Origin of the sequence: Pseudomonas sp. SWRI50 (assembly GCF_014269095.1) — a bacterium.
In the GTDB taxonomy this organism is placed as follows: Bacteria; Pseudomonadota; Gammaproteobacteria; order Pseudomonadales; family Pseudomonadaceae; genus Aquipseudomonas; species Aquipseudomonas kermanshahensis.
The window spans coordinates 26,088-51,688 of record NZ_JABWRW010000028.1 but is presented as its reverse complement, the minus strand read 5'-3'; the positions used below and the strand labels follow the sequence as shown (position 1 = coordinate 51,688).

The following is a 25,601-nucleotide window of genomic DNA, read 5'->3' as shown; positions in this document are numbered from 1 at the left end:
CTACCGTTGCGCGGCCAACAACCGCGCCACACTCTGCGCCAGCTCGGCACGCCGGTACGGCTTGCGCAGCACTTCGAAGCCTTTGAGTTCGCGCGGTGTCAGGTTGGCGTAGCCGGTAATGATCAACACCGGCAGGTTGGCCTGGCGCTGGCGCATCTGCTGGGCGAAGCGCACGCCGGTCATCTCGGCCATCACATGGTCGGTCACCAGCACATCCGGCACTAGCCCCCGCTCTACCAGCTGCAAGGCCGCCGCCGCACTGTCGGCCTCGATCACTTCGTAGCCGAGGTCGCGCAGTTGCAGCGCTGTGGCATGGCGAACGATCGCTTCGTCATCGACCAACAGCACGTGGTTCTTCCGGCCGGCCAATGGCGCTTCGGCTGTATCGCTGTCGCGGCAGCTTGCCGCCACATCGCTGGTCGGCAGCCACAAGGTCGCCTCGGTGCCCTCACCTGGCCACGAACGAAGGGTAAAGCCACCGCCCGACTGCACGGCCAAGCCCTGCACCATCGGCAGGCCTAGGCCGGTGCCTTTGCCCACCGCCTTGGTCGAGTAGAAGGGCTCGAAGCAGCGGCGCAGTTGTTCAGCGTCCATCCCACAGCCACTGTCACGTACCTGTAGCCAGGCCAGCCGCGCCGCGGCCACACCTTCCGGCCTCGGCGGGCCGTTTACATCGATACCGGCGACGATACTCAGCTCACCGCCTTCAGGCATGGCGTCACGGCCGTTGACCACCAGGTTGAGCAAGGCCAGCTCCAGTTGATGAGGGTCGGCCACCACGGCCGGTAGCGCCGGGTCGACCTGCACGTGCACGGTAATGGTCGGCCCCAGCGAACGGGCGATCAGCTCACGCATGTCTTCCACCAGCGCCGCCAGAGACACGGCTTGGGGTTTGAGGGTTTGCCGGCGGGCGAAACTGAGCAGCCGACCGACCAGGTTGCGCGCCCGCTCGGCAGCCTGCAGGCCGCCGTCGATCAGCCTGGGGGCACGCTCGGACTGTGGGTTGCGGCGCATCAATTCGAACGAGGCAATGATCGGCGTGAGCATGTTGTTGAGGTCATGGGCGATGCCACCGGTCAATTGCCCGATCATTTCCATCTTGTGCGCTTCGTGCAGCTGCAGCATCGCAGATTCGCGCTGAGCCAGGGCCGACGCCACGCGCTCCTCCAGGCTTTCGTTGAGCAGGTGCAGCGCCCGCTCGGCCCTGGCATGGGTAATCGCCGCCCAGGCTTGCTTGGCGCTCTCTTCCACCAGCTGGCATTCGTCTTCAGGGCACAGGTGCGGGGTATGGAAATGCACACTGAGGGTGGTCTCCAGCCGGCCAGCGCGCAGGACCGGCACATGCAGGCTGTAAGGCTGCTGCACCACCTGCCCCGCTGCCAGTTGCTCGCGCAACGAAGCACCGAAGCTCGCGTAGGCATGCTGGCCGACGAATGAGGGCAAGGCCTCGGACCAGTCATGTGCTACCTGGAAGTTGCTGCCGTCGCCTTGGTCTTCACCAAAATAGACCCGTGCCGCGCCGAGTCGCCGTGCCAGCCGACTTACCGCGAACGCTTCGATCCGCTCTGCATCACCCAGCGCGGGTAAAGCACGGCCCAGCTCCAGCAAAAAGGCCTGGCGCTGCTGGAAGCGTACGCGCTCGGTAGTCTCAGTCACAAGGCACAGCACACCACCGACGCTGCCGTCAGCCTCGCGCACAGCGGAATAGGACACATCAAAATAGGCCGTTTCACCCACGCCGTGGCGCTCGATGTAGAAAGGGCGATCCTTGGCCGAGAAGGTCTGGCCGCTCTCGCGCACACCGCGCAGCAACGGCTCCAGGTCGTCCCACAGCTCACTCCAGTTTTCCTGGGCCGGCCGCCCCAATGCCTGCGGGTGCTTGGTGCCAATGCTCGGTGCGTAGGCATCGTTGTACAGCGCCACGTAGGCCGGCCCCCAGAACAGCACGCACTGCGCTTGCGCTGGCAGCAGCGTGCCCATGACCGTCTGCAGGTGCGGCGACCAGGTGTGGGGGGGACCCACCGGCGAGCCGCGCCAGTCCATCGACTGGAGCAGGCTGCCGACGCTACCGCCGTTGAGCAGAAAGCCCAACGGTGGGTCACCCGCGTCGGTGGGGGGTTGTTGAAGCGATCTCATGTCAGGGAAGTCCCGGGCACATTGCCATCCATCTGATGGATAGGAGGCCTGCAAGTACCCGTTCGTTCCCTTGCTTTCAGACGTTTTTCAACGGCGCCCTTCAGCCAGCATGCGCAAGGCCAACCCGGCCAGCACAGTGCCCATCAACCAGCGCTGAACGCGCTGCCACAGGGGCCGCCCGCCTAAGAACACGGCGATGGAGCCGGCCATCACCGCGATCAAGGCATTGACCGAAACGCTGATGGCGATTTGCGTAGACCCGAGCACCAGCGACTGCACCAACACGCTGCCGTGACCGGGCTCGATGAACTGCGGCATCAACGACAGGTACATGACGGCGATCTTCGGGTTCAGCAGGCTGGTGGCAAAGCCCATGGTGAACAGCCGCCGCGGGCTGTCCGCTGGCAGGTCGCGGACCTGGAATGGCGAGTTGCCGCCAGGCCGAAGCGCCTGCCAGGCCAGGTACAACAGGTACAGTGCGCCACCGATGCGCAGCACGTCGTAGGCAAACGGCACGGCCATGACCAGCGCGCTGATGCCCAGCGCAGCGCAGAGCATGTAGATGACGAAGCCCAAGGCCACACCACCGAGGGAAATCAACCCCGCATTGCGGCCCTGGCAAATCGACCGGGAAATCAGGTAGATCATGTTCGGGCCGGGCGTCAGCACCATGCCCAGGCAGATCAATGCGAAGGTCAGCAGTTGGGCGGTATCGGGCATGGGGCACGTCCTGATTGTGCAAAATGTATCGGCGAGTGTATCCGAGCGGCGTCAACGCCGGTAGCGTCAGCCCAACTGCCCGGCAATCAGCCCCAGGGCCACGGCGATCATCGCCACGCCCGACACCCGCCCGACCATCTTCGCCGCCCCTGGCCGGGTGCTCAAGATGGCCTTGGCGCCGTACCCCACCAGCGAATAGATCACCAGCGAGCTGCACAGGTGCACCAGCCCCAGCAGCAGGATCTGCACCGGCACCGGCCAGCTTGACTGCGGGTCGGTGAATTGCGGCAACAAGGCCAGAAACAGCAGGAATACCTTCGGGTTAAGCCCACTGACGCAAAAGCCTTTAAAGGCCCAGCGCGAGCCGGACTCCCCCACCCCGTCCTGCCCCGCTTCCGGCACGCCGGGGCTCAACAACAGGTTGCCGCCCAGCCACAACAAATAGGTGCAGCCTGCCAGGGTCAGCAACGTCAACGCCAACGGGTGCCCCGCCAACAAGCTGCCCACGCCGGCCGCCACCACCAACGTCGCAAGGAAGTGGCCCGACAACATGCCCGCCACCGCAGGCATCACCCAGCGGCCACGCATACCCGCCGAGATGGCGTAGGCCCAGTCGGCACCAGGGGTAATCACGAACAGCAACGACACGGCCCAGAACGCCGTCAGCACACTGATTGCCACTTGAATCTTCCTTATGTCTTGGCTTGGTATGCAGAAAGATTACGGATTCCTTCGGGGCATTTTCTTTCGTATATTCCCCGTCATCGCACATAAGCTGGAAGATTCTTCTCCATGGACAGAACTGATCGAAAAATCCTTGCCGAGCTGCAAAAAGATGGTCGCTTGTCGGTGACCGAATTGGCGGATCGCGTGGGCCTGAGCCTATCGCCCTGCCATCGCCGGCTGAAGGCGCTGGAGGAATCGGGCGCCATCCTGGGCTACCACGCGCGCCTGGCGCCGACTGCACTGGGGCTGAACTTCGCCGCGCTGGTGTTCGTCACCCTGCGCGAGGTGACGCGCCAGCCGGTGGCGGACTTCGAGGCAGCGTTGGCCGAAATCCCCCAGATCGTCGAGGCGCAGCGGCTGTTCGGCGACCCGGACTACCTGCTGCACGTGGTGGCGAAGGACCTGCCAGCGTTTCAGAAGCTGTATGACGAACACCTGACCAGCATTCCCAACGTGAAGCGGTTGAGTTCGACGTTGGTGATGAAGGAAGTGATCCAGGACCGGCTGTTGCCCATGTAGCTGTGCAGGCCTGCTCTGGCCTCTTCGCGGGCAAGCCCGCTCCCACACCGACCGCGTTATGCCCCTATTTACAGGGCATGCGCGAACATTGTGGGAGCGGCCTTGTGCCGCGATGGGCCGCAAAGCGGCCCCAATGCAGGCGATGGATACGTTAAGTGAACAGCATTACGGCACAGGCGGACTATTTATCTGCACTGAAAACGCGCACCTCGCACCAGCCCGGTTCCCGGCCCATTCACCCGGAGGGCGCCAACCCCCCAGGCCCAGGCCTTCCAGCCGTATGGCCCGCTCCTTGCTACCACTCGTCCCTTAACCTTTTGTCAGCCTTAGGTTTTTTAAGGTTTATGGGCACATATTTACTAATTTCTCGTTATCCCCGCACCCCCCATCATCCCTCCAACAAGAACGCGTCGCCCTTCGCCGGCACGCACCCGGGCAGTACCCCATGCCCTACCTTGCCTTGGAGTCAGTCATGACCAGTGCAGCCAACTCGGCACCCCTCATAGAAAAACACACGATCGGCTACGTGCCCCCGCAAGACCGCCATGGAAAGGTAAGGGATTTGTTCACACTGTGGTTCGGGGGCAATATCGCGCCCCTGCCCATCGTCACCGGCGCGCTGGGCGTGCAGCTGTTTCACCTGAACCTGGTGTGGGGCATCGTCGCCATCCTGGTCGGCCACTTGGTCGGCGGGGTGCTGATGGCGCTGCACTCGGCCCAAGGCCCGCAGATGGGCATCCCGCAGATGATCCAGAGCCGCGCCCAGTTCGGCACACTTGGCGCGCTGCTGGTGGTGGTGATCGCCGGGGTCATGTACATCGGGTTTTTCGCCTCCAACATCGTCCTTGCGGGCAAGTCGCTGCATGGCGTGGTCGAAGCCGTGCCGGTACCGGTGGGTATCGTCATTGGCGCACTGGGGTCAGGCATCATCGGCATCATCGGTTACCGCTTCATCCATGTGCTCAACCGCATCGGCACCTGGGTGCTGGGCATCGGTATCGTGGTCGGCTTCGGCTATATCTTCACCCACGTGCAAAGTGACGACTTCCTCACCCGCGGCGGTTTCAACCTGGCCGGCTGGCTGGCCACGGTGTCGCTGGCAGCGTTGTGGCAGATCGCCTTTGCCCCGTATGTGTCGGACTATTCGCGCTACCTGCCGGCCGACGTCAAGGTCAGTTCGACCTTCTGGACCACTTACCTGGGCTCTGTGCTGGGCTCGAGCCTGTCGTTCATCTTCGGCGCGGTCGCGGTGCTGGCAATCCCGGCGGGCATGGACACCATGGACGCGGTGAAACTCGCCACCGGCACCCTGGGCCCGATCATGCTGGTGCTGTTCCTGCTCAGCGTGATCAGCCATAACGCCCTCAACCTGTATGGCGCGGTGCTGTCGATCATTACCCTGATCCAGACCTTCGCCTACCGCTGGATCCCCACCGCCAAAAGCCGTGCGGTGCTGTCGCTGATCGTGCTGGCGGCTTGCAGTGTGGTGGCCGTGTGCGCATCGAAGGACTTCATCGGCCACTTCGTCGACATGGTGCTGGTGCTGCTGGTGGTGCTGGTGCCATGGACGGCGATCAACCTGATCGACTTCTATGCCATTCACAAGGGTGACTACGACATCCAGTCGATCTTCAAGGTTGATGGCGGTATCTACGGGCGTTACAACCCGCAGGCGCTGGTGGCCTACGCCGTGGGCATCGTGGTGCAGATCCCGTTCATGAACACACCGCTGTATGTCGGGCCAGTTTCCGAGCACATCAACGGGGCAGACCTGTCGTGGCTGGTGGGGCTGGCGATTACCTCGCCGTTGTACTGGTGGTTGGCTTCGCGTGACAGCGCTTACCGTCGTCGGCAGATGAGTGCCAAGTTGGCCATGGGGCACTGATTCAGCCTGTACCGGCCTCTTCGCGGGCTTGCCCGCGAAGAGGCCGGTACAGACACCTTGTAGTCAGAGGTTATAAGCCCGCTCATTGTGCTCCGCCAGGTCCAGCCCCTGCTCTTCCTCCTCCCGGCTGGCCCGCAGCCCGACAGTCAGCTTGATGGCGCCCAAAATCGCCCAGCTCACCACAAAGCAATAACCAAAGGTAAAGGCCACGCCTTTCAGTTGCACCAGTGCTTGCCCAAGGGGCGTAATGCCTTCCACATAACCGCCCAACGACGGCGCGGCAAACACCCCGGTCAATAGCGCGCCAACCATCCCGCCCACGCCATGCAGGCCGAACACGTCGAGGCTGTCGTCATACCCCAATGCCTGCTTCAGCCGGGTCACTGCGAAGAAGCAGATAGCCCCCGTCAGCAAGCCGATCACCAGCGCCCCCAACGGCCCGACAAAGGCGCACGCCGGCGTGATGCCAACCAACCCGGCCAACGCACCTGAGGCCGCCCCCAGTGCAGTGGGCCGCCCATGCATGAGCTTTTCGGTAATCAGCCAACCGACAATCCCTGCGCAGGCAGCCACCATGGTCGCCAGCATCACCACCCCTGCCCCTTCGTTGGCCGCAAGCCCCGAGCCCACGTTGAACCCAAACCAGCCCACCCACAGCAAACCGGCACCTACCAGGGTGAAGCCGAGGTTGTGCGGCGGCATGGCCACCTGTGGGTAGCCCTTGCGCTTGCCTAGCATCAACGCTGCAGCCAGCGCCGCCACCCCGGAGTTGATGTGCACTGCGGTGCCGCCGGCAAAGTCCAGCACGCCCCAGTTGACCATCAATGCCCCTGGCCCGCCCCAGACCATATGGGCAATCGGTGCGTACACCAGGACGAACCAGGCGCCCATGAACAACAACGAGGCACTGAATTTCATGCGTTCGGCAAAGCCGCCGGCAATCAGCGCAGGCGTGATGATCGCGAAGGTCAGCTGAAATACCGCGAAGACACCTTCCGGGATGGTCCCTACCAGGCTGTCATGGCCGATGTTCAGCATCAGCGCCTTGTCCAGGCCGCCGATAAAACTGTTGAAGGTCAGTTGGCCTTCAACCATACCGCGGGTATCCACCACCAGGCTGTAGCCGAACAGCACCCAGAGGATGCCGATGAGCCCGGCCACGGCGAACAGCTGGGTGAACACCGAAAGAAAGTTCTTGGCCCGCACCATGCCGCCGTAGAACAGCGCGAGGCCCGGGATGCACATCATCAGCACGAACATCGCCGCGCAGATCATCCAGGCGGTGTTGCCGGTGTCCAGGGTGGGCTCGGCGGCGTGAGCCAACGGCGTCAATGCCAACAGCACAACAGCAAGGGCAAGCTTCATGGAGTCACTCCTGTGCGAATGGGGATGCAGCGGGGGCTGCTTCGCAGCCCTTTCGCGACACAAGGCCGCTCCTACAACGGACCGCGATCATCTGTAGGAGCGGCCTTGTGTCGCGAAAGGGCCGCAAAGCGGCCCCAGAAGGTTGAATCAGTACTGAGCCTGGCCTGGTACCCAGGCAGTACCGGCCAGCGGTACCCGGGCCATGGCGGCTGCTTCCACGGTCAGCGCCACCAGGTCCTCAGGGTCAAGGTTGTGCAGGTGCGACTTGCCGCAGGCACGGGCCATGGTCTGCGCCTCCAGCACCAGCACGCGCAGGTAGTTGGCCAGGCGCCTGCCGGCCTCTTCCGGGTTCAGGCGCTTGGCCAGTTCCGGATCCTGGGTGGTGATACCGGCCGGGTCGCGGCCGTTCTGCCAGTCATCGTAGAAACCGGCGGCCGAGCCAAGTGCCTTCAACTGCGCATCCAGGCGCGGGTGGTTGTCGCCCAGGGCGATCAGCGCGGCGGTGCCGATGGCCACTGCGTCAGCGCCCAGGGCCATGGCCTTGGCCACATCGGCGCCGTTGCGGATGCCACCCGAGACAATCAACTGCACCTTGCGGTGCATGCCCATCTCTTGCAGTGCCTGCACCGCCTGCGGGATGGCCGGCAGGATCGGAATGCCGACGTGCTCGATGAACACTTCCTGGGTCGCGGCAGTACCGCCCTGCATGCCATCGAGCACGATCACGTCAGCGCCGGCCTTCACCGCCAGCTTGACGTCGTAGTACGGGCGGCTGGCACCGATTTTCACGTAGATGGGTTTTTCCCAATCGGTGATCTCGCGCAGCTCGGCAATCTTGATCGCCAGGTCATCCGGGCCGGTCCAGTCCGGGTGGCGGCAGGCACTGCGCTGGTCGACACCGATCGGCAAGGTGCGCATGCCGGCCACGCGCTCGGTCACTTTCATGCCCAGCAGCATGCCGCCACCGCCCGGCTTGGCGCCCTGGCCAAGGACGATCTCGATGGCGTCGGCCTTGCGCAGGTCGTCCGGGTTCATGCCGTAGCGCGACGGCAGGTACTGGTACACCAGGTGCTGCGACTGGCCCCGCTCTTCCGGGGTCATGCCGCCGTCACCGGTGGTGGTGCTGGTGCCGGCGATGGTCGCACCACGGCCCAGCGCTTCCTTGGCGTTGGCCGACAACGCGCCGAAGCTCATGCCGGCGATGGTCACCGGGATCTTCAGGTGGATCGGTTTCTTGGCAAAGCGGGTGCCCAGCACCACGTCGGTGCCGCATTTTTCGCGGTAGCCTTCCAGCGGGTAGCGCGACACGCTGGCGCCGAGCAGCAGCAGGTCATCGAAGTGCGGCACGCGGCGCTTGGTGCCACCGCCGCGGATGTCATAGATGCCGGTTTCGGCGGCACGCTGGATTTCCTGGATGGTCAGGCGATCGAAGGTGGCCGACTCACGCAGTACCGGGGGGAATTGCTCGCTCATGGGGTTGCTCCTGGATCAGTACGCGGAGGCGTTGTCGACTTTGAAGTTGTACAGCTGACGGGCCGAGCCATACCGTTTGAAATCGGCGGCTTTATGGTCGAGGCCCGCGTCGTTCAGCAGCGCCTGAAGCTCTTGCAGGTGCTCGGCGCGCATTTCTTTCTCGATACAGTCCGAACCCAGCGACTGGACCGTGCCCTTGACGTAGATGCGCACCTCGTACAGCGAGTCTCCCAGCGCATCGCCGGCGTCGCCGCACACCACCAAACGCCCGGCCTGGCCCATGAAGCAGCTCATGTGGCCAATGCTGCCGCCGACCACGATGTCGACGCCCTTCATGGAAATACCGCAACGGGCACCGGCGTCGCCCTCGATCACCAGCAACCCACCGTGGGCGGTTGCACCGGCGGCCTGAGAGGCACTGCCCTTGACCCGCACCGAGCCGGACATCATGTTTTCCGCCACCCCCACGCCCACATTGCCGTGCACCGTAATGTTGGCTTTCTGGTTCATGCCGGCGCAGTAGTAGCCGGCATGGCCATCGATCTCTACCGAAACGTCTTCGTTGATGCCGACAGCCAGGTTGTGTTTGCCGTCGGGGCGCGTCACGCGCCACTCACGGTCTTGCACCTCACCGTGCAGGGATTGGTTAAGGACACGCACCGAAGTGCTGGAAAGGTCGATCGTCTTCATAAGATTCTCCAGAGGTTCGGTGGCAGGTCAGGCGCTTTCGCGCTCCCAGACGTACAGGGTGGCCGGCGCTGGCTCCCAGACCTTGGCGTTTTCAATGCCGGGCAGGCTGGCCAGGGCCTGGTATTCGGAGGCCATGGCCACGTAGTCGTCGGTTTCGGCCAGCACCGCTGGCTTGCAGGCGATCGGGTCACGAATCACGGCAAAACCGTTGCGGGTGCCAATGGCAAAGGTGAAGAACCCGTCCAGGTCTTGCAGAGCGCCATCCAAAGCCTGGGCCAAGGTATCGCCCTGCTGCAGGCGCCAGGTCAGGTAGCCGGCAGCCACTTCGGTGTCGTTGTCGGTCTCGAAGCTGATGCCTTCACGCTTGAGTTCCTGGCGCAGGCGGAAGTGGTTGGACAGCGAGCCGTTGTGCACCAGGCACAGGTCGGCGCCCGTGGAGAACGGGTGGCTGCCCTCCAGGGTCACCGCGCTTTCGGTGGCCATACGGGTGTGACCGATGATGTGGCTGCCCTTCATGCCGGCCAGGCCGAAGCGGCTGGAAATCTCAGCCGGCAGGCCCATGCCCTTAAGGATTTCGATGCTCTGCCCGGCGCTCATGATGCGCACTTCAGGGGCCAGCTCGGCCAATGCAGCACGGGCGGCAGCTTCTGTGGTGTGCACCTTGAGCACGGCGGCGCTGGCGTTCTGAAACCAGTCCAGCGAGCAGCCCAAGCGCCCTTCCAGTTGCCCCATCAAGCTGGCCCACGAATAGCCCCCATCAAGGGCCTGCAACGTCAGTTTTACCCAGCCGTCGGCCACTTCATCGCCGTAAATGGCAAAGCCGGCGCTGTCGGGGCCACGGTCGGTCATGGCGTGCAGCATGGGTTCGAAGAGCTTGCCGAGCTGGGCTTCCAGCTCAGGCTTCTTCAGGTACAGACCTACGATTCCACACATGGTGATGCTCCTTACTAGGCAGTGGGCGACCGCTGTTTTGAGGGCCGCCCAAGGGATGGGGGCGGTCAGAAAAACTCGGTGTAACGCTGGATTTCCCAGTCGGAAACGTGGCGGCAGTACTCCACCCACTCCATGCGCTTGAGCTTGATGAACTCGTCGACGATCTCGGCGCCGAGCACCTCGCGGAACAGGGGGTCGGCCTCGAGCGCGTCGGCGGCTTCCTTGAGCGATTGCGGCAAGGTCTTGATACCGCGTGCGGCGATTTCTTCGAGGCTCAGGGTGTAGAGGTTCTCGTTGCACATCTCGCCTGGGTCGAGCTGGCGGTCGATACCATCCAGGCCAGCCGCGATGATCGCGGCAGTGACCAGGTACGGGTTGCAGCCCGCATCCGGCAAGCGGAACTCAAGGCGCCCGTAGGGGATGCGGACCATTGCCGAGCGGTTGTTGGCGCCCCAGGCAACGAAGGCTGGGGCCCAGGTCGAGCCGGACAACGAGCGGCCAACCACCAAGCGTTTGTAGGAGTTGACGGTTGGCGCCGCGAAGGCACACAGCGCCGGGCCGTGGGCCATCAGGCCAGCGGCGAAGTGGTACGCCAGCTTCGACAGGCCCATGCCGCTGCTGTCGCTGGCGTCATGGAACAGATTCTTGTTGGTGCTGCTGGCCAGCGACAGGTGAAAGTGCATGCCATTACCCGCGCGCTTGGGGTCGGGCTTGGGCATGAACGAGCAGATCATCCCCAGGTCGTTGGCGATTTCGCCGGCCGCCATGCGGAAGAACGTGAAGCGGTCGGCCGACTCCATGGCGTCGCTGTAGGTGTAGTTGATCTCGAACTGGCCGTTGGCGTCTTCGTGGTCGATCTGGTAGATGTCGAAGCCCACGGGCTGCAAGGCTTCGGTCAGGCGCTCCAGAAACAACCGCGAACGCGACAGGCCCTTGTAGTCGTAGCACGGCTTGTCGAGGTTGTCCGAGGCATCCACCAATTGCAGCTTGCCGCCTTCGTCACGGCGGAACAGGCTGAACTCGGGCTCCAGCCCGGTGTTCAGCGTCCAGCCCTTGTCGGCCAAGCGCTGCACCTGTTGCTGCAACACGTAACGGCTGTCATAAGGCCAGGGCTGGCCGTTGACATGGCCGACGCACACCACCCGGCCATAGCCGGGCTGCCAGGGGACCGGGATCAACGTGGCCAGGTCGCCCCGGGCCATGAAGTCAGGGCCGTGTGGCTCCATGCCCATGCCGCAGATGGCGAACCCGGCAAAACCGGCGCCCTCCTCGGCCACCATCTTGAGGCCCGAGACCGGCACCGATTTGGTCTTTGCCGAGCCATGGATGTCGACAAACTGCGCCAGCACATACTTGATGCCGTGCTGATCGAGGGTGCGCTGGGTTTCTGCTGGCAACATGGGTTGAACACTCCTGGGTAAGGGGTCGCTTGTAATTCCGCATGGGAAACTTACTTTCATCACAGGAATGCAAAGCGCTTGCCAGGTTTACCTCCACCGGCCTTTTCGCGGCGGTTCGGCGTGAAGAGGCCAGCCGCCATTGCCCAGGAAATTCCGTTGTAGATATGGGAAACTTGTTTTCACCTGAGGAAAACGGCTGCCACCGCAGCAGCATTTCGCACTTTCTCAGTGCGATATATTTATTCTTGAACTGAAACCGTGCAGGACATTAGATGCCGACCGAAACCCAACCGCGCCTTCGCCTGGAGCAGTACCTGGGCTTGCAGATCAAGCGCCAGCGCCAGGCCCAGTCCCTCAAACTCGCCGATGTGGCGCGCATCGCCGGTATCAGCCAAGGGATGCTTAGCAAAATCGAGAACGCCCAGGTGTCCACCAGCCTCGATACCCTCAGCCGCCTGTGCGATGTGCTGGGTATGCCGATGGCCAAGCTGTTCAGCCAGTACGACCAACCTGACGGCAATGCACTGCTGGTGAAGGCCGGTGAAGGGCTGGAGGTGGTGCGCCGGGGCACAGAAAAGGGCCACACCTATCATTTGCTCAATCACGCCAGGGGCCCGAAGAAGCACTTCGAGGCCTACATGGTGAGCATGGATGACGCCAGCGAAGAGTTCCCGACCTTCGCCCACCCAGGCACGGAGTTCCTGCATTTGCTGGAGGGTGAACTGGTGTACCGCCACGGCAACCAGCTCTATCACATGCACGCGGGTGACAGTCTGACCTTCGATGGCGAAACCCCGCACGGGCCGGAGCAGCTCGTGCAGGTGCCCATCCGTCTGCTGTCGATCATGAACTACGGCGAAGAGTAAGGCGGCGCGGCGCGACAACGATCAATGTCGCGATCAGACAACCAGACGTCGCCCGCGACCGGCCCCGCAACCCTGTATACAAAAATAATACACACATCTGCCAGCCCCGCGCCGTGGGCTGGCAGACGCGGTAATTGCGAGTAAACAGCCTCGCTTCACAATTCCAACGCTGTGGCGCCTTTTTGCACCGGGCAATTCGTCCGGGCTCATAACGATAAAACTCCCAGTTTTGAAAACCCGCGACGCGTCGGCCGGGAGTGCTTGCGCGCGCACATTGTGAAGCATTTGACTGCCATGATCGCTACCTCCCTCCCCGTAGCCGGTGCCTCCACCGGCCACCGCAACGCGCTGCTCGTTGCCCACATCGCCGCCGTCCTGTTCGGACTGACCGGCATCCTGGGCCACTTGATCGAAGCCGACGCCAGCATCATCACCTTCGGCCGCGCCACCTTTGCCTTCATTGCCCTGGGCTTCGTCGCCGGGCTCAAGGGCACCCGGCTGCTCGACGCCCTGACCTTGCGCAACCTGCCAATCCTCGGCCTGACCGGCGCGCTGCTGGCTGCCCACTGGGTGACCTTCTTCTTTGCCGTCAAGGTCGGTGGGGTGGCCGTGGCGACCCTCGGCTTTGCCAGCTTCCCCGCCTTTATCGCCATGATCGAGCGCGGTGTGTTCGGCCAACGCATTGGCGCCACCCAAGGTTTGTTATTGCTGATGGTGACGGCAGGCCTGGTGCTGGTCGTGCCCACCTTCGACCTGCTCGACAAAGGCACTGTCGGCCTGCTGTGGGGATTGGGGTCTGGCCTTGCCTTCGCCTTGCTGACGGTCGCCAACCGCCGCCGCGCATCGAGCATGAACGCGATGCAAGTGGCGTTCTGGCAGAACGTGGTCGTGGCCGCGCTGGTGGCACCGTTCGCCTTCACTCACTTGGGCAGCACCAGCCTAGGCGGCCATGACTGGCTCAACTTGGCGCTGCTGGGCGTGTTCTGCACCGGGCTGTCGCAGTTCCTGTTCGTCAAGAGCCTGGAAGGCCTTGAAGCGCGTACCGCCGGCATGATCATCGCGCTGGAGCCGGTATATGCGATTCTTGGGGCGTGGTGGTTGTTTGGCGAGCAGCCGAGTGTGCGCATGGCGGCGGGGGCGGCGTTGATCGTGTTGGCGACGCTGCTGGCTGCGGCACGCAAGGCGCCGGCGGAACACGGTGATACCAGCCGCTGCGCGCATTGATGCTAGCGTGTTGCCTGCATGCATCGAATGGCGCATGCACAATACCTGTGGAATTTGCCCGCGAAGCAGCCGACGCAGTGGATTGCACCGGCTTCCTCAAGCATCCCAGCGCCACATTCAAGAAATTCAGGACGGAAATCTTCGCCAACAGATACGATGGAAGGCCGCTTCGATCTCTTCCAAGCTCTCCGCTCACTCTTCCGGAAATAGAGAACTGTATGGCGGGGGGGCATCTGAGTGACGTCGAATACTCTGATTATCATCCGCAATGACAGGAGAATTACTTGAAAATTGAGCATTAAGAACGCGCATATTCTCGTAATATCTTCCGTATATTGCCGGGTCACCAGGCTCACCAATTGATACACCCGTCAGCCAATCCCAAACCTTCCCCAGCGAGCTTCTTTCTGGCAAACCATATTTAGACTTCCCCATCCACCCGCTTCCAGCATCGACACGATATTTTCCGTCCAGCACTGGCGCGAAAGGATTTACACCGGAATAATAAATATTATTATTTACATCACTAAAACCCACATAATAGGTATTGCGATCTTTGACACTGTAGAACTCAGCAGCATATTGTTCACTCCTGGGAAAATTATTCTTCATGATTTGTTCATGAACATGTTTGAGCATTCGCCTCATGCTCCCCGGCAGACCTATATCCGCCATTACTTGACTGGTACCCGTTGGCACTTTTCGATGAAAATTCCAAATGGATGATCGACCTGAAGGGTCTGCTCGATTTACAGGATCACCGACACAATAAACGTATGCATTCAGTCCTCCCTTACCGAAGGGGCTAGCCTTATCAGCGCTGAGAAAACGTCTGAGGGCAGGGCTATAGTACCTATAGCCAATACCCAATGGGGAACATTCACTTAGTAAATCAAATGGTTCCCCATTGAACCCGACTATCGCAACTTCTTTTTCTGTCGATAAACCGTATGGACAGTAACTCGCCCCACTGGCTTCCTGAGCACTGCGTGCCGCAAGTATCGAGCCCCCCCCATCAACCTGCAACAGTTTGACTGTCCCTTGCAACTGTGCGACCCCCTGACCCCCTGCAACCATAAGTCGCACGTTCCCCAGGCCCATTTGACAAACCCTTTGAGCGTTGGCATAAAAAAACATTAATGCCGCAGGCTTATTCATTGATCCCTCATAAGATAGCCTTATCACTGAAGCCCACTCTATATGTATTACGGCTTTCGCGAACCTAGCAATTTTACCAGGTCCATCGGAACGTTCACTGCGGGTTCTTCCGCCGCAAACGACTAAAAATAGTCATACTTACCGCAATGGGAGGCAATGCCTCTAGAATTGCTCGACTTAGCCCCTACTGCAACAAACTGCGGTCAAACATGAACGGCCGCTCCCCCTGCGGCGTGTACTGATACAACTGCTGCGGCCTACCCAGCTTAGGCTGATTCTTCTCCCCGGTATCCCTCACCCACCCCAGCTCGCGCAAGCGCTCCAGGCGTTTGCGCAGCGAGGTGTTGTTCACCGCCTGCCCCAGGCACGCCTGCACCGCCCCCAAGGCATCGAGCACGGTGAACTTCTCGGCCAGCAGGTACAGCGGCAAGCTGCTATACACAGTCTTCGCCGCCAGCCGTTCGCGGGCGCGCTCCACCAGCAAGTTGTGGTCGAAGGGCAAGAGCACCTTGCGCCCCAGCACGCTGTCCATATCGACAAACGCCAGCTGCTCACCTTCAACGGTCTGCCCTGGGTCGAGCAAGGCCAGGTAGTAGGTGCTCAGCGACCAGCCACGCGGGTCACGGAACGCATTGCCTTCGGTACCCACCTGTTCCATGTAGCACGGCACCACCCGGGCCTTCTCCCGCAAAGCGCGGTCGGCCGCGCCCTCCAGGCTGGTGTCGGGGATACGGCCGTTGACGATCACACCCGGCAAGGCCCACTGGCCGGCGTGCGGTTCGCGCTCACGGCGGTGCAACAACACTTGCAGATGTTGGGCTTCAGGGGCCATGCGCAAGGCGACGATATCGACGCTGGCCAAGACTTCAGTGCTACTCAAGGGAACGCTCCACGCTTCAGTAACTTCATAATCCACCAGAGCAGTTAAGTAGCACAAGAGACTTTATTTCAATGGCTAGTGCTTGACACACTTAATGCACCAGGTGGAATATATAGCCATGCCAGCGAGGAGAGCACCATGAAGATCGCCAGTTTCGATGTCGACGCGCAAAACGGCTTCACCGCCAACGCCCCGCAGGAGCTACCCGTGCCCGAGGGCGATGAAATCGCCGCCGACCTCAACGCCATGGCCCTGCGTGCAGACCTGCGCCTGGGCAGCAAGGACGCTCACCCGGCCAATGCAGCCTGGGTGGTTGCCGACCCGGCCCAGATGCTGCAACCGCTGCCGCTGGCCAATGCCGACCTGACCTGGGTCAGCCACTGCGTGCCAGGCACACCGGGCTTCGAACTGCTGCCTGGCCTGCCCGCCCCCATCGATTACGACTACTTCGTGTGGAAAGGCGTCGAACCCGACCTGCACCCCTATGGCGCCTGCTACCACGACCTGGCCGAACGCCGCTCCACTGGGGTGATCGAATACCTCAAGGTGCAGCAGGTGGGCGCCGTGATCGTCGGCGGCCTGGCCCTGGACTACTGCGTCAAGACCACCGCCCACCAGCTGCGCCGGGCCGGGTTCCAGGTGTTGCTGTACCTGCCGGCTTGCCGCGCCCTCACCCAGGCCGGCGCCATCGCTGCCTGCGGCGCATTGGCCGCCGAGGGTGTCATCCTCTGCGGCGACGAAGCCGCGCTCGACTACCAACTCTCGCTGATCAAGGAAGACCGCCCATGAGTGACAGCGTTTTCGGCCCGCGCATCATCCAGAACCTGCTGGACACCGACTTCTACAAGATCACCATGATGCAGGCGGTGCTGCACAACTACCCCAACGCCGAGGTGGAATGGGAATTCCGCTGCCGTAACGGTGAGGACCTCTCCCCTTACTTGGCAGAAATCCGCTACCAGGTCGAGCAACTGGCCGATGTCACCGTCACCCACGACCAATTGGCCTACCTCGAAAAAATCCCGTTCATCAAACCGGACTTCATCCGCTTTCTGAGCCTGTTCCGGTTCAACCTGCGCTACGTGCAGGTCGGCCTGGACGACGCCGGGCAGTTGGCAATCCGCGTGCGCGGGCCGTGGCTGCACGTGATCCTCTACGAGATCCCGCTGCTGGCAATCATCAGCGAAGTGCGCAACCGCTACCGCTATCGGGAAGTGGTGATGGAACACGTGGGCGAGCGGCTGTACCAGAAGCTTGACTGGCTCAAGGCCGAAGCGAGTGCCGATGAGCTGGCAGGCTTTCAACTGGCCGATTTCGGCACCCGACGGCGCTTCTCGTACCGGGTCCAGGAGCAGGTCGTGCACATTCTCAAGCGCGACTTCCCTGGCCGCCTGGTCGGCACCAGCAACGTGCACCTGGCCCGCGAATTGGAACTCAAGCCCATCGGCACCATGGCGCACGAATGGTTCATGGCCCACCAACAACTGGGCCCGCGCCTGGTCGACAGCCAGGCCGCTGCGCTTGAATGCTGGGTACGGGAATACCGCGGGCTACTGGGCATCGCCTTGACCGATTGCATCACCATGGATGCGTTCATGGGGGATTTCGACTTGTACTTCGCCAAGCTGTTCGATGGCCTGCGCCACGACTCGGGCGACCCGCTGGCATGGGCAGAAAAGGCCATTGCCCACTATGAAAAACTGGGGATCGACCCGCGAAGCAAAACGCTGATCTTCTCGGATGGGCTGGATTTCGCCAAGGCGCTTGGCCTGTACCGCGCGCTGCATGAGCGGATTAACGTGAGCTTTGGCATCGGCACCAACCTCACTTGCGATATCCCAGGGGTGGAGCCGATGAACATCGTGATCAAGATGACGGCGTGCAATGGGGCGCCGGTGGCGAAGATTTCCGACAGCCCGGGCAAGACCCAATGCCGGGACGAGAACTTCGTGGCGTATCTCAAGCATGTGTTCAAGGTGGGGTGATACCGCCGCGAAAGGCCAGCTTTGCTAGGATCTGTACGGTAAGTCTGGTCATCCATCATTGTGGGAGCGGGCTTGCCCCGCGATCTGCCGCAACGCGGCAGCAAACCCTGAATTCGCGGCGGCTTTGACGCTAGTCGATATCGGGTACAGGAGCGCTTCGCACTCCATCGCGGGGCAAGCCCGCTCCCACAAAACTTTTCGTACAGAGCCTAACCCTCTTTCGGCTGCCCCACACACAACTCCATGAACCGCGCCGCCGCCCGCGACGGCGTGGCGGCATGGGGCATCAAGATGGAAAAGCGCCTGACCAGTGGCTGCGGCATAATGCGCAGCCGCCGCAACACGCCATCCTCATGGCGAATCGACATGGCCGACACAAAGCCAATCCCCATACCTGCCCGCACCGCTTCCTTTACCCCTTCCACACCGGCGATTTCCATCGCGACGCGCATTGCCATGCCACTGCGGGCAAACGCCCGCTCGACAATTTGCCTCACCCCTGAGCCACTCTCGCGCAGCACCAGTGGGTAGCCCCCCAAGGATTCCAAGGTCTGCGCCTCGTCACCGGCCAACGGATGAGAACTGGGCACGATCGCGACGATCTCATCCTCACGCCACGGCGTGACCCCGGTGCCCAACGGCAACTCCTGCCCGGGAGGCCCTTCGATCAAGGCGATATCGACACTGCCCAGCGCGGCGACAATTTCAGCCGTGTTGCCATTGGAGGTGCTCACCGACACGTCCGGGTAGCGTGCATGGAAGTCGGCGATGAGGTACGGCAGCAGGTAGCTGGCCGGCGTGGTACTGGCGCCGATGCGCAAGGTGCCGCGCTCCAGGCCGCGCATGGCCTCGCGCAGGGCCTGGGCCTGGCGGAAGGTATCGCGCAGGCGCTCGGCATGGGCCAGCAACTGCTCACCTGCAGCCGTGAGGCGAACGCCGCGCCCTGCGCGTTGGTAAAGGGGCTCACCGAAAGCCTCCTGCAGCAACTTGAGCTGCCCGGACACAGCGGGCTGCGACAGGTGCAACGCCTGGGCCGCGTGGCTGATATTGCCATGCTCGGCGACGGTGGCGAATGTTATCAGCTGTTCTGGGGTCATGAATTCAAAATATCAGCTAAACGGATACTTTACATCCTAAATTACGATTTTTTATAAGCTTATAACCAGATTAACGTAGGCCTTGTCGAAATACCTTTCCCGGAGGACTCACATGGCCACGGTTCCATCCCACCCCGCCTACGCGCCTACCCTCTCTACCCGAGGGCGGCTCAATGGCATTTTGTTCGTGGCGCTGTTCGCGCTTGCCGTCACCCAACTGGCAGCCTTGCCCGCCATCGCCAACCTGGGCATCAGCCCGCTGATCGTCGGTATCGTTGCCGGTGCCCTGTACGGCAACGCGCTGCGCGATGGCGTGCCGGCGAGCTGGGCGGCGGGCATCAACTTCTCGGCCCGCGGGCTGCTGCGCATCGCCGTGGCCTTTTTCGGCCTGCGGGTCAGCCTGCAGGAAATCGCCGAAGTCGGCTGGTCGGGCCTGACGGTTTCGCTGCTGGTGGTGGTCAGCACCCTGCTGATCGGGCTCTGGTGTGGCATGAAGCTGCTCAAGCTGGACCGCGACACCGCGCTGCTCACCGCTGCCGGCAGTGCCATTTGCGGCGCCGCTGCAGTACTTGCGTTCGAGTCGGCGCTGCGCAGCGCCCCGCACAAGAGTGCCATGGCCGTTGGCAGCGTGGTGCTGTTCGGCACCCTGTCGATGTTCCTTTACCCCTTGGCGATCAATGCCGGATGGCTGCACCTGGATACCCTGGGCGCGGGCCTGTTCCTGGGCGGCACGATCCACGAAGTGGCCCAGGTGGTAGGTGCAGCCAGCAACGTCAGCCCCGAGGCGACGCACATCGCCACCATCGTCAAGATGACCCGGGTGATGCTGCTGGTGCCGGTGCTGCTGGTGGTAGGCCTGTGGATCAGCCGCTCGCGCCAGCCGGGCCAGGCGCAAGGCAACGGCCGCATCGCCATGCCCTGGTTCGCTTTCGGCTTCCTGGCGCTGGTGCTGGTGAACTCGCTGCAGGTGCTGCCTGGCAGTGTGACCCAGGCGTTCAATAGCCTCGACACCTTTGCCCTGACCATGGCCATGACCGCGCTAGGGATGGAGACACGCTTCAGCCAGATCCGCCAGGCAGGGCCACGGGCGCTGCTGACCGGGGCGATACTGAACCTTTGGCTGGTGGGGGGCGGGCTGGCGATTACGCTGGGTGTGCAAAAGCTCTTCGCATGACTTATGGTGTTGTCTAAGAAGGATGTTTTACCTGCACAGGAAAGACTTAGATGCCCCAACGCCATGTCATAAATGCATCCGTCAGCCCCAAAGGCAGCCTGGAGACGCTGTCGCAACGTGAAGTCCAGCAACTGAGCGAAGTCGGTACCGGTAGCCTCTACACTCTGTTCCGCCAGTGCGCGCTGGCCATCCTCAACACCGGCGCGCATGTCGACAATGCCAAGACCATTCTCGAGGCCTACAAGGACTTCGAGGTGCGTATCCACCAGCAAGATCGGGGCGTACGCCTTGAGCTGCTGAATGCCCCCGCCGATGCCTTCGTCGATGGCGAAATGATCGCCAGCACCCGTGAAATGCTGTTCAGCGCCCTGCGCGACATCGTCTATACCGAAAGCGAGCTGGCCAGCCAGCGCATCGACCTGGAAAGCTCCCAGGGCATCACCGATTACGTGTTCCACCTGCTGCGCAACGCCCGCACCCTGCGCCCAGGCGTGGAGCCGAAGATGGTGGTGTGCTGGGGCGGCCACTCGATCAGCAGCGAAGAATACCAATACACCAAAAAGGTCGGCCACGAACTGGGCCTGCGCAAGCTGGACGTCTGCACCGGCTGCGGCCCTGGGGTAATGAAAGGCCCGATGAAAGGCGCTACCATCGCCCACGCCAAGCAGCGTATGCACGGCAGCCGTTACCTGGGCCTGACCGAGCCGGGCATCATCGCCGCCGAAGCGCCCAACCCGATCGTCAACGAACTGGTGATCTTGCCGGACATCGAGAAGCGCCTCGAGGCCTTCGTCCGTGTCGGCCACGGCATCATCATCTTCCCGGGCGGCGCCGGTACTGCCGAAGAGTTCCTCTACCTGCTCGGCATCCTCATGCACCCGGACAACCAAGGCCTGCCCTTCCCGGTCGTGCTCACTGGCCCCCGCAGTGCCGAGCAGTTCCTGCTGCAACTGCACGCCTTCGTCGGCGCCACCCTCGGTGAAGCCGCGCAAAGCCACTACCAGATCATCATCGATGACCCGGCCGAAGTCGCGCGCCACATGGTCGAAGGCCTCAAGGAGGTCAAACAGTTCCGCCGTGAACGCAACGACGCCTTCCACTTCAACTGGCTGCTGAAGATCGACGAGGGTTTCCAGCACCCGTTCGACCCGACCCACGCCAACATGGCCGAACTCGCCCTGCGCCGCGAGCTACCGCCCCATGAACTGGCCGCCAACCTGCGCCGAGCGTTTTCCGGCATCGTTGCCGGCAACGTCAAGGACAAAGGCATCCGCCTGATCGAAGAACACGGCCCCTACCAGATCCGCGGCGACAGCGCAGTATTGGAGCCACTGGGGCGATTGTTACAAGCATTCGTCGACCAGCACCGCATGAAGTTGCCGGGTGGTGCCGCCTATGTGCCGTGCTACCAGGTAGTGACCTGAAAACGGTGATCTAGCGCCGGCTCTTGATCTTGATCTGGCTTTTGACCTTCAGCGACTCAGGAGGCCGAGCGCAGGCCTTGCGAAGGGAGGTGACGGGCAAGGATGCCCGTCAAGCGCTGGGGCCCAGGATGGGCCCTGCAGCGCGGTCCTCCCGGGAGCAAGGCCGTAGCGAGGGGACCCCGAAGCGCAGCGTAGGGGCCGTATGATGGAGCGCAGCCCTTTTTGGTTACTTTTTGGGGCGTTTGCCAAAAAGTGACCCGCCGTAAGGGCGGAAAGGTGACTAAGCGTCGCCCCAATGCTGGATCAACCACCCCCTCAAAACCAACACCAACACCAACACCCACACCAACGATCAAGAAACCAAACCCTCCCGCTCAACCAGCCGAATACTGTCACGCCCCCCGCGCTTCGACTCATACAACGCCACATCCCCCTGCTCAATCAACGCCGCCAAACTCACCGGCGGCTGATCAAACACATTAGCCCCAATACTCAACGTAACCGCCTGCGGCGTAGGCACCGTCTGCCCAGCAAACTGCTGAAACCGCTCACGCAACTGGCTACCCAGCTCCACCACCCGCTCCCGCGTCGCCTCACTGAGCAGAATCACAAACTCATCCCCCCCAAGCCGCGCCGCCAGCGACCGCTCCGGCAACACCGCACGAATCATCTCGCTCAAGGCGATCAACAGCCGATCCCCCGCAATGTGCCCGTGCAAATCGTTGACCAGCTTGAAGTTGTCGATATCGATCAACAGCAAGGCCCCCGGCCGCGCCGGGCTGACCTCTTTGAAAAAGTGCGGCGCCCGCACTTCCAGCGCCCGCCGGTTGTACAGCGCCGTCAACGGATCGCGCGCCGCCAGCCGGGCGATACGTTCTTCACGGCGATAACGCACCGTCCCCGTCATCGACAGCGCAATCAACATGATCGCCATCGCCCCCTCGACCAGGGAAATCTGAATGATCAGCCCGCCAAAGGTCGCCAGGTCAATCAAGGTGCCCGGCGTGATCGCAATGATCGCCTTCGCCACATAGAACAACCCATGGATCAGCAACACATAGCGCAATTGCACCGCGCCCACGCTCAGCGACCTGCCGTGGGGCTTCAACAAAAAGCTGGCCTTGAGGGTCAACAGCGCCACCAGCAACGAGTTGACCATCAGCATCACCTTCGACCACTCCGGCCCCGCGGGCAGCAGCAGCAAGGCGAACCACATCGGCACCATCAGCAACCAGGTGCGCGACAGGCGGTTCTGGGTAAAGCGCAACACCCCCATCAGGAAAAACGCATGCGCCACCACCAGCAACCCGTTGGCGAACCAGATGCCGATCAACAGCAAGCCAATGCCACGCAACAGGGCCAGGGTGGAGCCGACGGTAATAGTGGCGAAGCCCGCGCTCCAAAACAGGAGTGAAGCCTCGCGAACGCTGCGCCATTCGATCGCCAGGTACAAAGCAGCAGCGGCTGCCAGGGCGATCGTAATCGTCAGCATCGTGGGTGGATCAAGCGCCATAGACGGTTTGGCCTATCTGGTTAACGAGGAAAACGCTTCATTGTATTCGTTTGCCATTGGTTTTCAGAGGGGGAACACGCAAACGATCATATCAATTCAAAGCGCCCTCACAGCGCAGCACCCTCCAGTTGTTAACTGTGCTCCAGGTTGCGTAGCAGTACCCATTTTCACTACGCATCTATGAACCTAGCAATTTTACCAGTAGCACATTCAGCGTTGAACGTTAAGAATGCCTGAAGCGCTCACCTCCGATGGCTGCATAAATGAATGCAAATGAGCTTTACCCTAATTTTTCCGGTGACTACACTGCCTACGGTTTTATTCCAACCTCTAGGTATTCTCAAACCGTCTGTGGCTTCCATGGTCAGAGAAAAGATTCGCTTATGGCAGTCTATTGGTTGGGCAATGGATACCGCGCCTACAGTCCGATCCTTATGCGATTTTTGTCGCCCGATAACGTAAGCCCCTTCGAAGCCGGAGGTATAAATGCTTATGTATATTGTGAAGGTGACCCTATCAACAACAGCGACCCGACCGGGCACATGAAGACCGGCGTTGATCACCTTCTTATTAGGCCAGAGGGGGCTCCCCGTAACGTTCCAACTGCACCTCAGGTCTCGGTCGCCACCCGAAACCGATCACTATCACCTGGGACAATCCAGGCCTACCTTGGCGATGTGCTACCTACGACCTCTTCGAACAGCGGGCAGTTCCAGGCGCCGCCTTCCGCCACCGGTCCGAGAATACAAATTTCTCACGATCAATATGTCGCAGCCCGCAACTTCATCAACCAATTTTTTGCGAAATCTCTACCAATTCCACAACAGTATGTAACAGAATACAGGTTCATCATGAACGCCTGGCTAGACACTTTTTACTTAGGGAGCCTTGAGCATCACAATGCTGAACAAATGATAGTTTCAACACCGTCTTTCGAAATGCATCAGCGCAAACGAGTTGGTTGCCAGGTCCGGACCATATTGGACAACATCACGGCACAATCGTTTAATAACCATATCGCTACCAACGTGCGATCTTAGTACCTTAGTACTTTACTGTGTCGACGTTGTCTAACAGCGTAGATTCACCACGCTGCGATAGAGGTTCAGAGGACCCGTTTGATCAACGGTTCAAGGCGGCTATAGCGCAACCGCCGCAAGAGCTTGCGCACCTCCTTGGGGTGCTCGGCCTTGACCCCGAGCTCGGCCGCTGAATCGATTTTCCGTGCGTGCTGGCGTATCCCCGTCAATTCCACGTCCCGAGGCACCAACCACTGCCCTGCTGGGTCATCGATAAGCAAGCCATTCTCAAGGTCCAGGTTGAAACCACGCGGGTTGAGGTTGTTACCGGTCAGCAGCGAATAACGCTGGTCGATCCACAACCCCTTGGCATGGAAGGTGTGCCCGGGGTCGTTCCAAATCCGCACTTCGAGCTGGCCATTGGCAAGCGCGGCCTGGCGACGGCGGGCAAAGGCGCGCAGGTTGTCCTCGTACAAGTAGGGCAACGCACCGCTAGCACTGAACGGCTCACCCGGAGCGATATAAAAGTCATTGGCCGTGCGATCGCCGACGATCAGCTCCACGCGCACGCCACGGTCCAGCGCGTGGTCGATTTCGCGCATCAATACCCGAGGCGGATTGAAATAAGGCGTGCTGATGATGATCTGAGTGCGTGCAGCGGCCAGCAGTGCGCAAAGTGCTTTGTTGAGCGGGTTGCCCCGCCCAACGCCAAGCAGCGGGATGACCCGCAAGCCCTGCCCCGCTTCGCCGGCGGGCACCTCATAGACCATGCGCCGCAGCCGCGCGCGCAAGCGCCGGATGTCACCGCGCAAGCTGCGGGTCGCGGGCGGTGCCGGCAAGTCCAGCCGCGGTGTGGCGGTGTGGTGCAGCAAACGTCTAACCAGGTCGACCATGGCATCGGCCAGCGCAGGCGACTGGAACAGGTGATAGCGATCCAGGCGATAGCGGTCGAAACGGTGCAGGTACACGTTGTTGAGGCTGGCACCGGTGTAGATCACACAGTCGTCGATGATGCTGCCTTTCAAGTGCAACACACCAAACAGCTCGCGGGTTTGCACCGGAACGCCATGGATCACCACATCCAGCCCACGCAATTGACGCTGGGCCTGGTACCAGGCCGCATTACCCGGCTGCCGCCCGCCCCCCAGCAGGCCACGGCGGGCACGGAACCAGTCGACCACGACGGTAATTTCCAGGCCTGGCCGCGCGGCCTTGGCCTGGTACAAGGCATCGAGCACTTCCTCCCCGGCCTCGTCTTCCTGCAGGTACAGGGCGACGATGACGATGCGCCGGGTCGCCGCCGCGATGCGCTCGAGCAGGCAGCGACGGTACGCCGCGGCATCGGGCAATACCTGGATCGCCTCAGGCGCGAGGGCGAAACCTGGCAGCGCTGCCAGCATGGATTCGGGGTTCA

The 25,601-nt window shown here is 61.8% G+C and carries 22 protein-coding genes; 9 read left to right on the top strand and 13 right to left on the bottom strand.

Going from position 1 to position 25,601, the window contains the following annotated elements:
* The 3 genes from HU750_RS23105 to HU750_RS23095 all read right to left on the bottom strand — a co-directional run bounded on the left by HU750_RS23105 (position 1) and on the right by HU750_RS23095 (position 3,537).
* Positions 1-2,136 carry an ATP-binding protein gene (locus HU750_RS23105; protein WP_186682598.1) on the bottom strand — a complete coding sequence of 712 codons (2,136 nt, stop codon included), beginning with the start codon at positions 2,134-2,136 and terminating at the stop codon, positions 1-3.
* A gap of 87 nt (positions 2,137-2,223) precedes the next feature.
* The gene (locus tag HU750_RS23100) at positions 2,224-2,856 is read right to left on the bottom strand and encodes a LysE family translocator (protein ID WP_027595370.1); all 633 of its coding nucleotides are present in this window, start codon (positions 2,854-2,856) and stop codon (positions 2,224-2,226) included.
* A gap of 66 nt (positions 2,857-2,922) precedes the next feature.
* Positions 2,923-3,537 carry a LysE family transporter gene (locus HU750_RS23095; RefSeq protein ID WP_186682596.1) on the bottom strand — a complete coding sequence of 205 codons (615 nt, stop codon included), beginning with the start codon at positions 3,535-3,537 and terminating at the stop codon, positions 2,923-2,925.
* 111 nt (positions 3,538-3,648) lie between these two features.
* Between HU750_RS23095 and HU750_RS23090 the strand changes: the two genes are divergently transcribed.
* Positions 3,649-4,101 carry an Lrp/AsnC family transcriptional regulator gene (locus HU750_RS23090; RefSeq protein ID WP_099429055.1) on the top strand — a complete coding sequence of 151 codons (453 nt, stop codon included), beginning with the start codon at positions 3,649-3,651 and terminating at the stop codon, positions 4,099-4,101.
* A gap of 472 nt (positions 4,102-4,573) precedes the next feature.
* Complete coding sequence (locus tag HU750_RS23085; RefSeq protein ID WP_186682594.1) at positions 4,574-5,986, top strand: purine-cytosine permease family protein; 1,413 nt, start codon at positions 4,574-4,576, stop codon at positions 5,984-5,986.
* Between the two features lie 63 nt (positions 5,987-6,049).
* On the opposite strand, the gene HU750_RS23080 is transcribed toward HU750_RS23085, so the two are convergent.
* The 5 genes from HU750_RS23080 to glnT form a co-directional block, all read right to left on the bottom strand.
* A complete protein-coding gene (locus tag HU750_RS23080) occupies positions 6,050-7,351 on the bottom strand; it encodes an ammonium transporter (protein ID WP_186682592.1) in 1,302 nt (433 codons plus the stop codon).
* A gap of 147 nt (positions 7,352-7,498) precedes the next feature.
* Positions 7,499-8,824, bottom strand: coding sequence for an FMN-binding glutamate synthase family protein (locus HU750_RS23075; protein ID WP_027595365.1), 1,326 nt, complete (start codon positions 8,822-8,824; stop codon positions 7,499-7,501).
* Between the two features lie 15 nt (positions 8,825-8,839).
* Complete coding sequence (locus tag HU750_RS23070; protein WP_027595364.1) at positions 8,840-9,514, bottom strand: GltB/FmdC/FwdC-like GXGXG domain-containing protein; 675 nt, start codon at positions 9,512-9,514, stop codon at positions 8,840-8,842.
* A gap of 27 nt (positions 9,515-9,541) precedes the next feature.
* Complete coding sequence (locus HU750_RS23065) at positions 9,542-10,447, bottom strand: class II glutamine amidotransferase (protein WP_186682590.1); 906 nt, start codon at positions 10,445-10,447, stop codon at positions 9,542-9,544.
* A 65-nt stretch (positions 10,448-10,512) separates the two neighbouring features.
* Positions 10,513-11,847: a type III glutamate--ammonia ligase gene (gene glnT, locus HU750_RS23060; RefSeq protein ID WP_027595362.1), complete on the bottom strand. Its 1,335-nt coding sequence runs from the start codon at positions 11,845-11,847 to the stop codon at positions 10,513-10,515.
* A gap of 272 nt (positions 11,848-12,119) precedes the next feature.
* On the opposite strand from glnT, the gene HU750_RS23055 reads away from it, so the two are divergent.
* Together HU750_RS23055 and HU750_RS23050 are read left to right on the top strand one after the other, a co-directional pair.
* Positions 12,120-12,713: a helix-turn-helix domain-containing protein gene (locus tag HU750_RS23055; RefSeq protein WP_027595361.1), complete on the top strand. Its 594-nt coding sequence runs from the start codon at positions 12,120-12,122 to the stop codon at positions 12,711-12,713.
* Between the two features lie 294 nt (positions 12,714-13,007).
* A complete protein-coding gene (locus tag HU750_RS23050) occupies positions 13,008-13,937 on the top strand; it encodes a DMT family transporter (RefSeq protein WP_186682588.1) in 930 nt (309 codons plus the stop codon).
* Positions 13,938-14,129: 192 nt separating this feature from the next.
* On the opposite strand, the gene HU750_RS23045 is transcribed toward HU750_RS23050, so the two are convergent.
* Positions 14,130-15,095 (bottom strand): RHS repeat-associated core domain-containing protein, encoded by a 966-nt coding sequence (locus HU750_RS23045; protein ID WP_186682586.1) that lies wholly within the window; start codon positions 15,093-15,095, stop codon positions 14,130-14,132.
* A gap of 184 nt (positions 15,096-15,279) precedes the next feature.
* Complete coding sequence (locus HU750_RS23040) at positions 15,280-15,975, bottom strand: NUDIX hydrolase (protein ID WP_186682584.1); 696 nt, start codon at positions 15,973-15,975, stop codon at positions 15,280-15,282.
* Positions 15,976-16,113: 138 nt separating this feature from the next.
* On the opposite strand from HU750_RS23040, the gene HU750_RS23035 reads away from it, so the two are divergent.
* Positions 16,114-16,764 carry an isochorismatase family protein gene (locus HU750_RS23035; protein WP_085274331.1) on the top strand — a complete coding sequence of 217 codons (651 nt, stop codon included), beginning with the start codon at positions 16,114-16,116 and terminating at the stop codon, positions 16,762-16,764.
* Positions 16,761-17,960 carry a nicotinate phosphoribosyltransferase gene (gene pncB, locus HU750_RS23030; protein WP_099429045.1) on the top strand — a complete coding sequence of 400 codons (1,200 nt, stop codon included), beginning with the start codon at positions 16,761-16,763 and terminating at the stop codon, positions 17,958-17,960. Before HU750_RS23035 ends, pncB begins: the two co-directional genes overlap by 4 nt.
* A gap of 209 nt (positions 17,961-18,169) precedes the next feature.
* Here the strand turns inward: pncB and HU750_RS23025 are convergent, their stop codons facing one another.
* On the bottom strand, positions 18,170-19,057 hold the full coding sequence (locus HU750_RS23025) for a LysR family transcriptional regulator (RefSeq protein ID WP_186682582.1): 888 nt from the start codon (positions 19,055-19,057) through the stop codon (positions 18,170-18,172).
* Between the two features lie 112 nt (positions 19,058-19,169).
* Between HU750_RS23025 and HU750_RS23020 the strand changes: the two genes are divergently transcribed.
* Both HU750_RS23020 and ppnN read left to right on the top strand, forming a co-directional pair.
* Positions 19,170-20,231 carry a YeiH family protein gene (locus HU750_RS23020; protein WP_186682580.1) on the top strand — a complete coding sequence of 354 codons (1,062 nt, stop codon included), beginning with the start codon at positions 19,170-19,172 and terminating at the stop codon, positions 20,229-20,231.
* A 50-nt stretch (positions 20,232-20,281) separates the two neighbouring features.
* A complete protein-coding gene (gene ppnN / locus HU750_RS23015; protein ID WP_085274328.1) occupies positions 20,282-21,655 on the top strand; it encodes a nucleotide 5'-monophosphate nucleosidase PpnN in 1,374 nt (457 codons plus the stop codon).
* Positions 21,656-22,007: 352 nt separating this feature from the next.
* On the opposite strand, the gene HU750_RS23010 is transcribed toward ppnN, so the two are convergent.
* Entirely contained in the window at positions 22,008-23,168 is a 1,161-nt protein-coding gene (locus tag HU750_RS23010) for a GGDEF domain-containing protein (protein WP_186682578.1), read from the bottom strand.
* 263 nt (positions 23,169-23,431) lie between these two features.
* Here HU750_RS23010 and HU750_RS23005 point away from each other — a divergent pair, with 263 nt between their 5' ends.
* Entirely contained in the window at positions 23,432-24,208 is a 777-nt protein-coding gene (locus tag HU750_RS23005) for an RHS repeat-associated core domain-containing protein (RefSeq protein ID WP_186682576.1), read from the top strand.
* Positions 24,209-24,273: 65 nt separating this feature from the next.
* Here HU750_RS23005 and pssA read toward each other — a convergent pair whose 3' ends face one another.
* On the bottom strand, positions 24,274-25,587 hold the full coding sequence (pssA, locus tag HU750_RS23000) for a CDP-diacylglycerol--serine O-phosphatidyltransferase (protein ID WP_186682626.1): 1,314 nt from the start codon (positions 25,585-25,587) through the stop codon (positions 24,274-24,276).
* Positions 25,588-25,601 lie beyond the last annotated feature (14 nt).

Bases quoted from the DNA above. Each gene is read 5' to 3' on its own strand.
- HU750_RS23105 (WP_186682598.1), bottom strand. From the start codon at position 2,136: ATGAGATCGCTTCAACAACCCCCCACCGACGCGGGTGACCCACCGTTG.
- HU750_RS23100 (WP_027595370.1), bottom strand. From the start codon at position 2,856: ATGCCCGATACCGCCCAACTGCTGACCTTCGCATTGATCTGCCTGGGC.
- HU750_RS23090 (WP_099429055.1), top strand. From the start codon at position 3,649: ATGGACAGAACTGATCGAAAAATCCTTGCCGAGCTGCAAAAAGATGGT.
- HU750_RS23085 (WP_186682594.1), top strand. From the start codon at position 4,574: ATGACCAGTGCAGCCAACTCGGCACCCCTCATAGAAAAACACACGATC.
- HU750_RS23080 (WP_186682592.1), bottom strand. From the start codon at position 7,351: ATGAAGCTTGCCCTTGCTGTTGTGCTGTTGGCATTGACGCCGTTGGCT.
- HU750_RS23075 (WP_027595365.1), bottom strand. From the start codon at position 8,824: ATGAGCGAGCAATTCCCCCCGGTACTGCGTGAGTCGGCCACCTTCGAT.
- HU750_RS23070 (WP_027595364.1), bottom strand. From the start codon at position 9,514: ATGAAGACGATCGACCTTTCCAGCACTTCGGTGCGTGTCCTTAACCAA.
- HU750_RS23065 (WP_186682590.1), bottom strand. From the start codon at position 10,447: ATGTGTGGAATCGTAGGTCTGTACCTGAAGAAGCCTGAGCTGGAAGCC.
- glnT (WP_027595362.1), bottom strand. From the start codon at position 11,847: ATGTTGCCAGCAGAAACCCAGCGCACCCTCGATCAGCACGGCATCAAG.
- HU750_RS23055 (WP_027595361.1), top strand. From the start codon at position 12,120: ATGCCGACCGAAACCCAACCGCGCCTTCGCCTGGAGCAGTACCTGGGC.
- HU750_RS23050 (WP_186682588.1), top strand. From the start codon at position 13,008: ATGATCGCTACCTCCCTCCCCGTAGCCGGTGCCTCCACCGGCCACCGC.
- HU750_RS23045 (WP_186682586.1), bottom strand. From the start codon at position 15,095: ATGAATAAGCCTGCGGCATTAATGTTTTTTTATGCCAACGCTCAAAGG.
- HU750_RS23035 (WP_085274331.1), top strand. From the start codon at position 16,114: ATGAAGATCGCCAGTTTCGATGTCGACGCGCAAAACGGCTTCACCGCC.
- pncB (WP_099429045.1), top strand. From the start codon at position 16,761: ATGAGTGACAGCGTTTTCGGCCCGCGCATCATCCAGAACCTGCTGGAC.
- HU750_RS23025 (WP_186682582.1), bottom strand. From the start codon at position 19,057: ATGACCCCAGAACAGCTGATAACATTCGCCACCGTCGCCGAGCATGGC.
- HU750_RS23020 (WP_186682580.1), top strand. From the start codon at position 19,170: ATGGCCACGGTTCCATCCCACCCCGCCTACGCGCCTACCCTCTCTACC.
- ppnN (WP_085274328.1), top strand. From the start codon at position 20,282: ATGCCCCAACGCCATGTCATAAATGCATCCGTCAGCCCCAAAGGCAGC.
- HU750_RS23010 (WP_186682578.1), bottom strand. From the start codon at position 23,168: ATGGCGCTTGATCCACCCACGATGCTGACGATTACGATCGCCCTGGCA.
- HU750_RS23005 (WP_186682576.1), top strand. From the start codon at position 23,432: ATGAATGCAAATGAGCTTTACCCTAATTTTTCCGGTGACTACACTGCC.
- pssA (WP_186682626.1), bottom strand. From the start codon at position 25,587: ATGCTGGCAGCGCTGCCAGGTTTCGCCCTCGCGCCTGAGGCGATCCAG.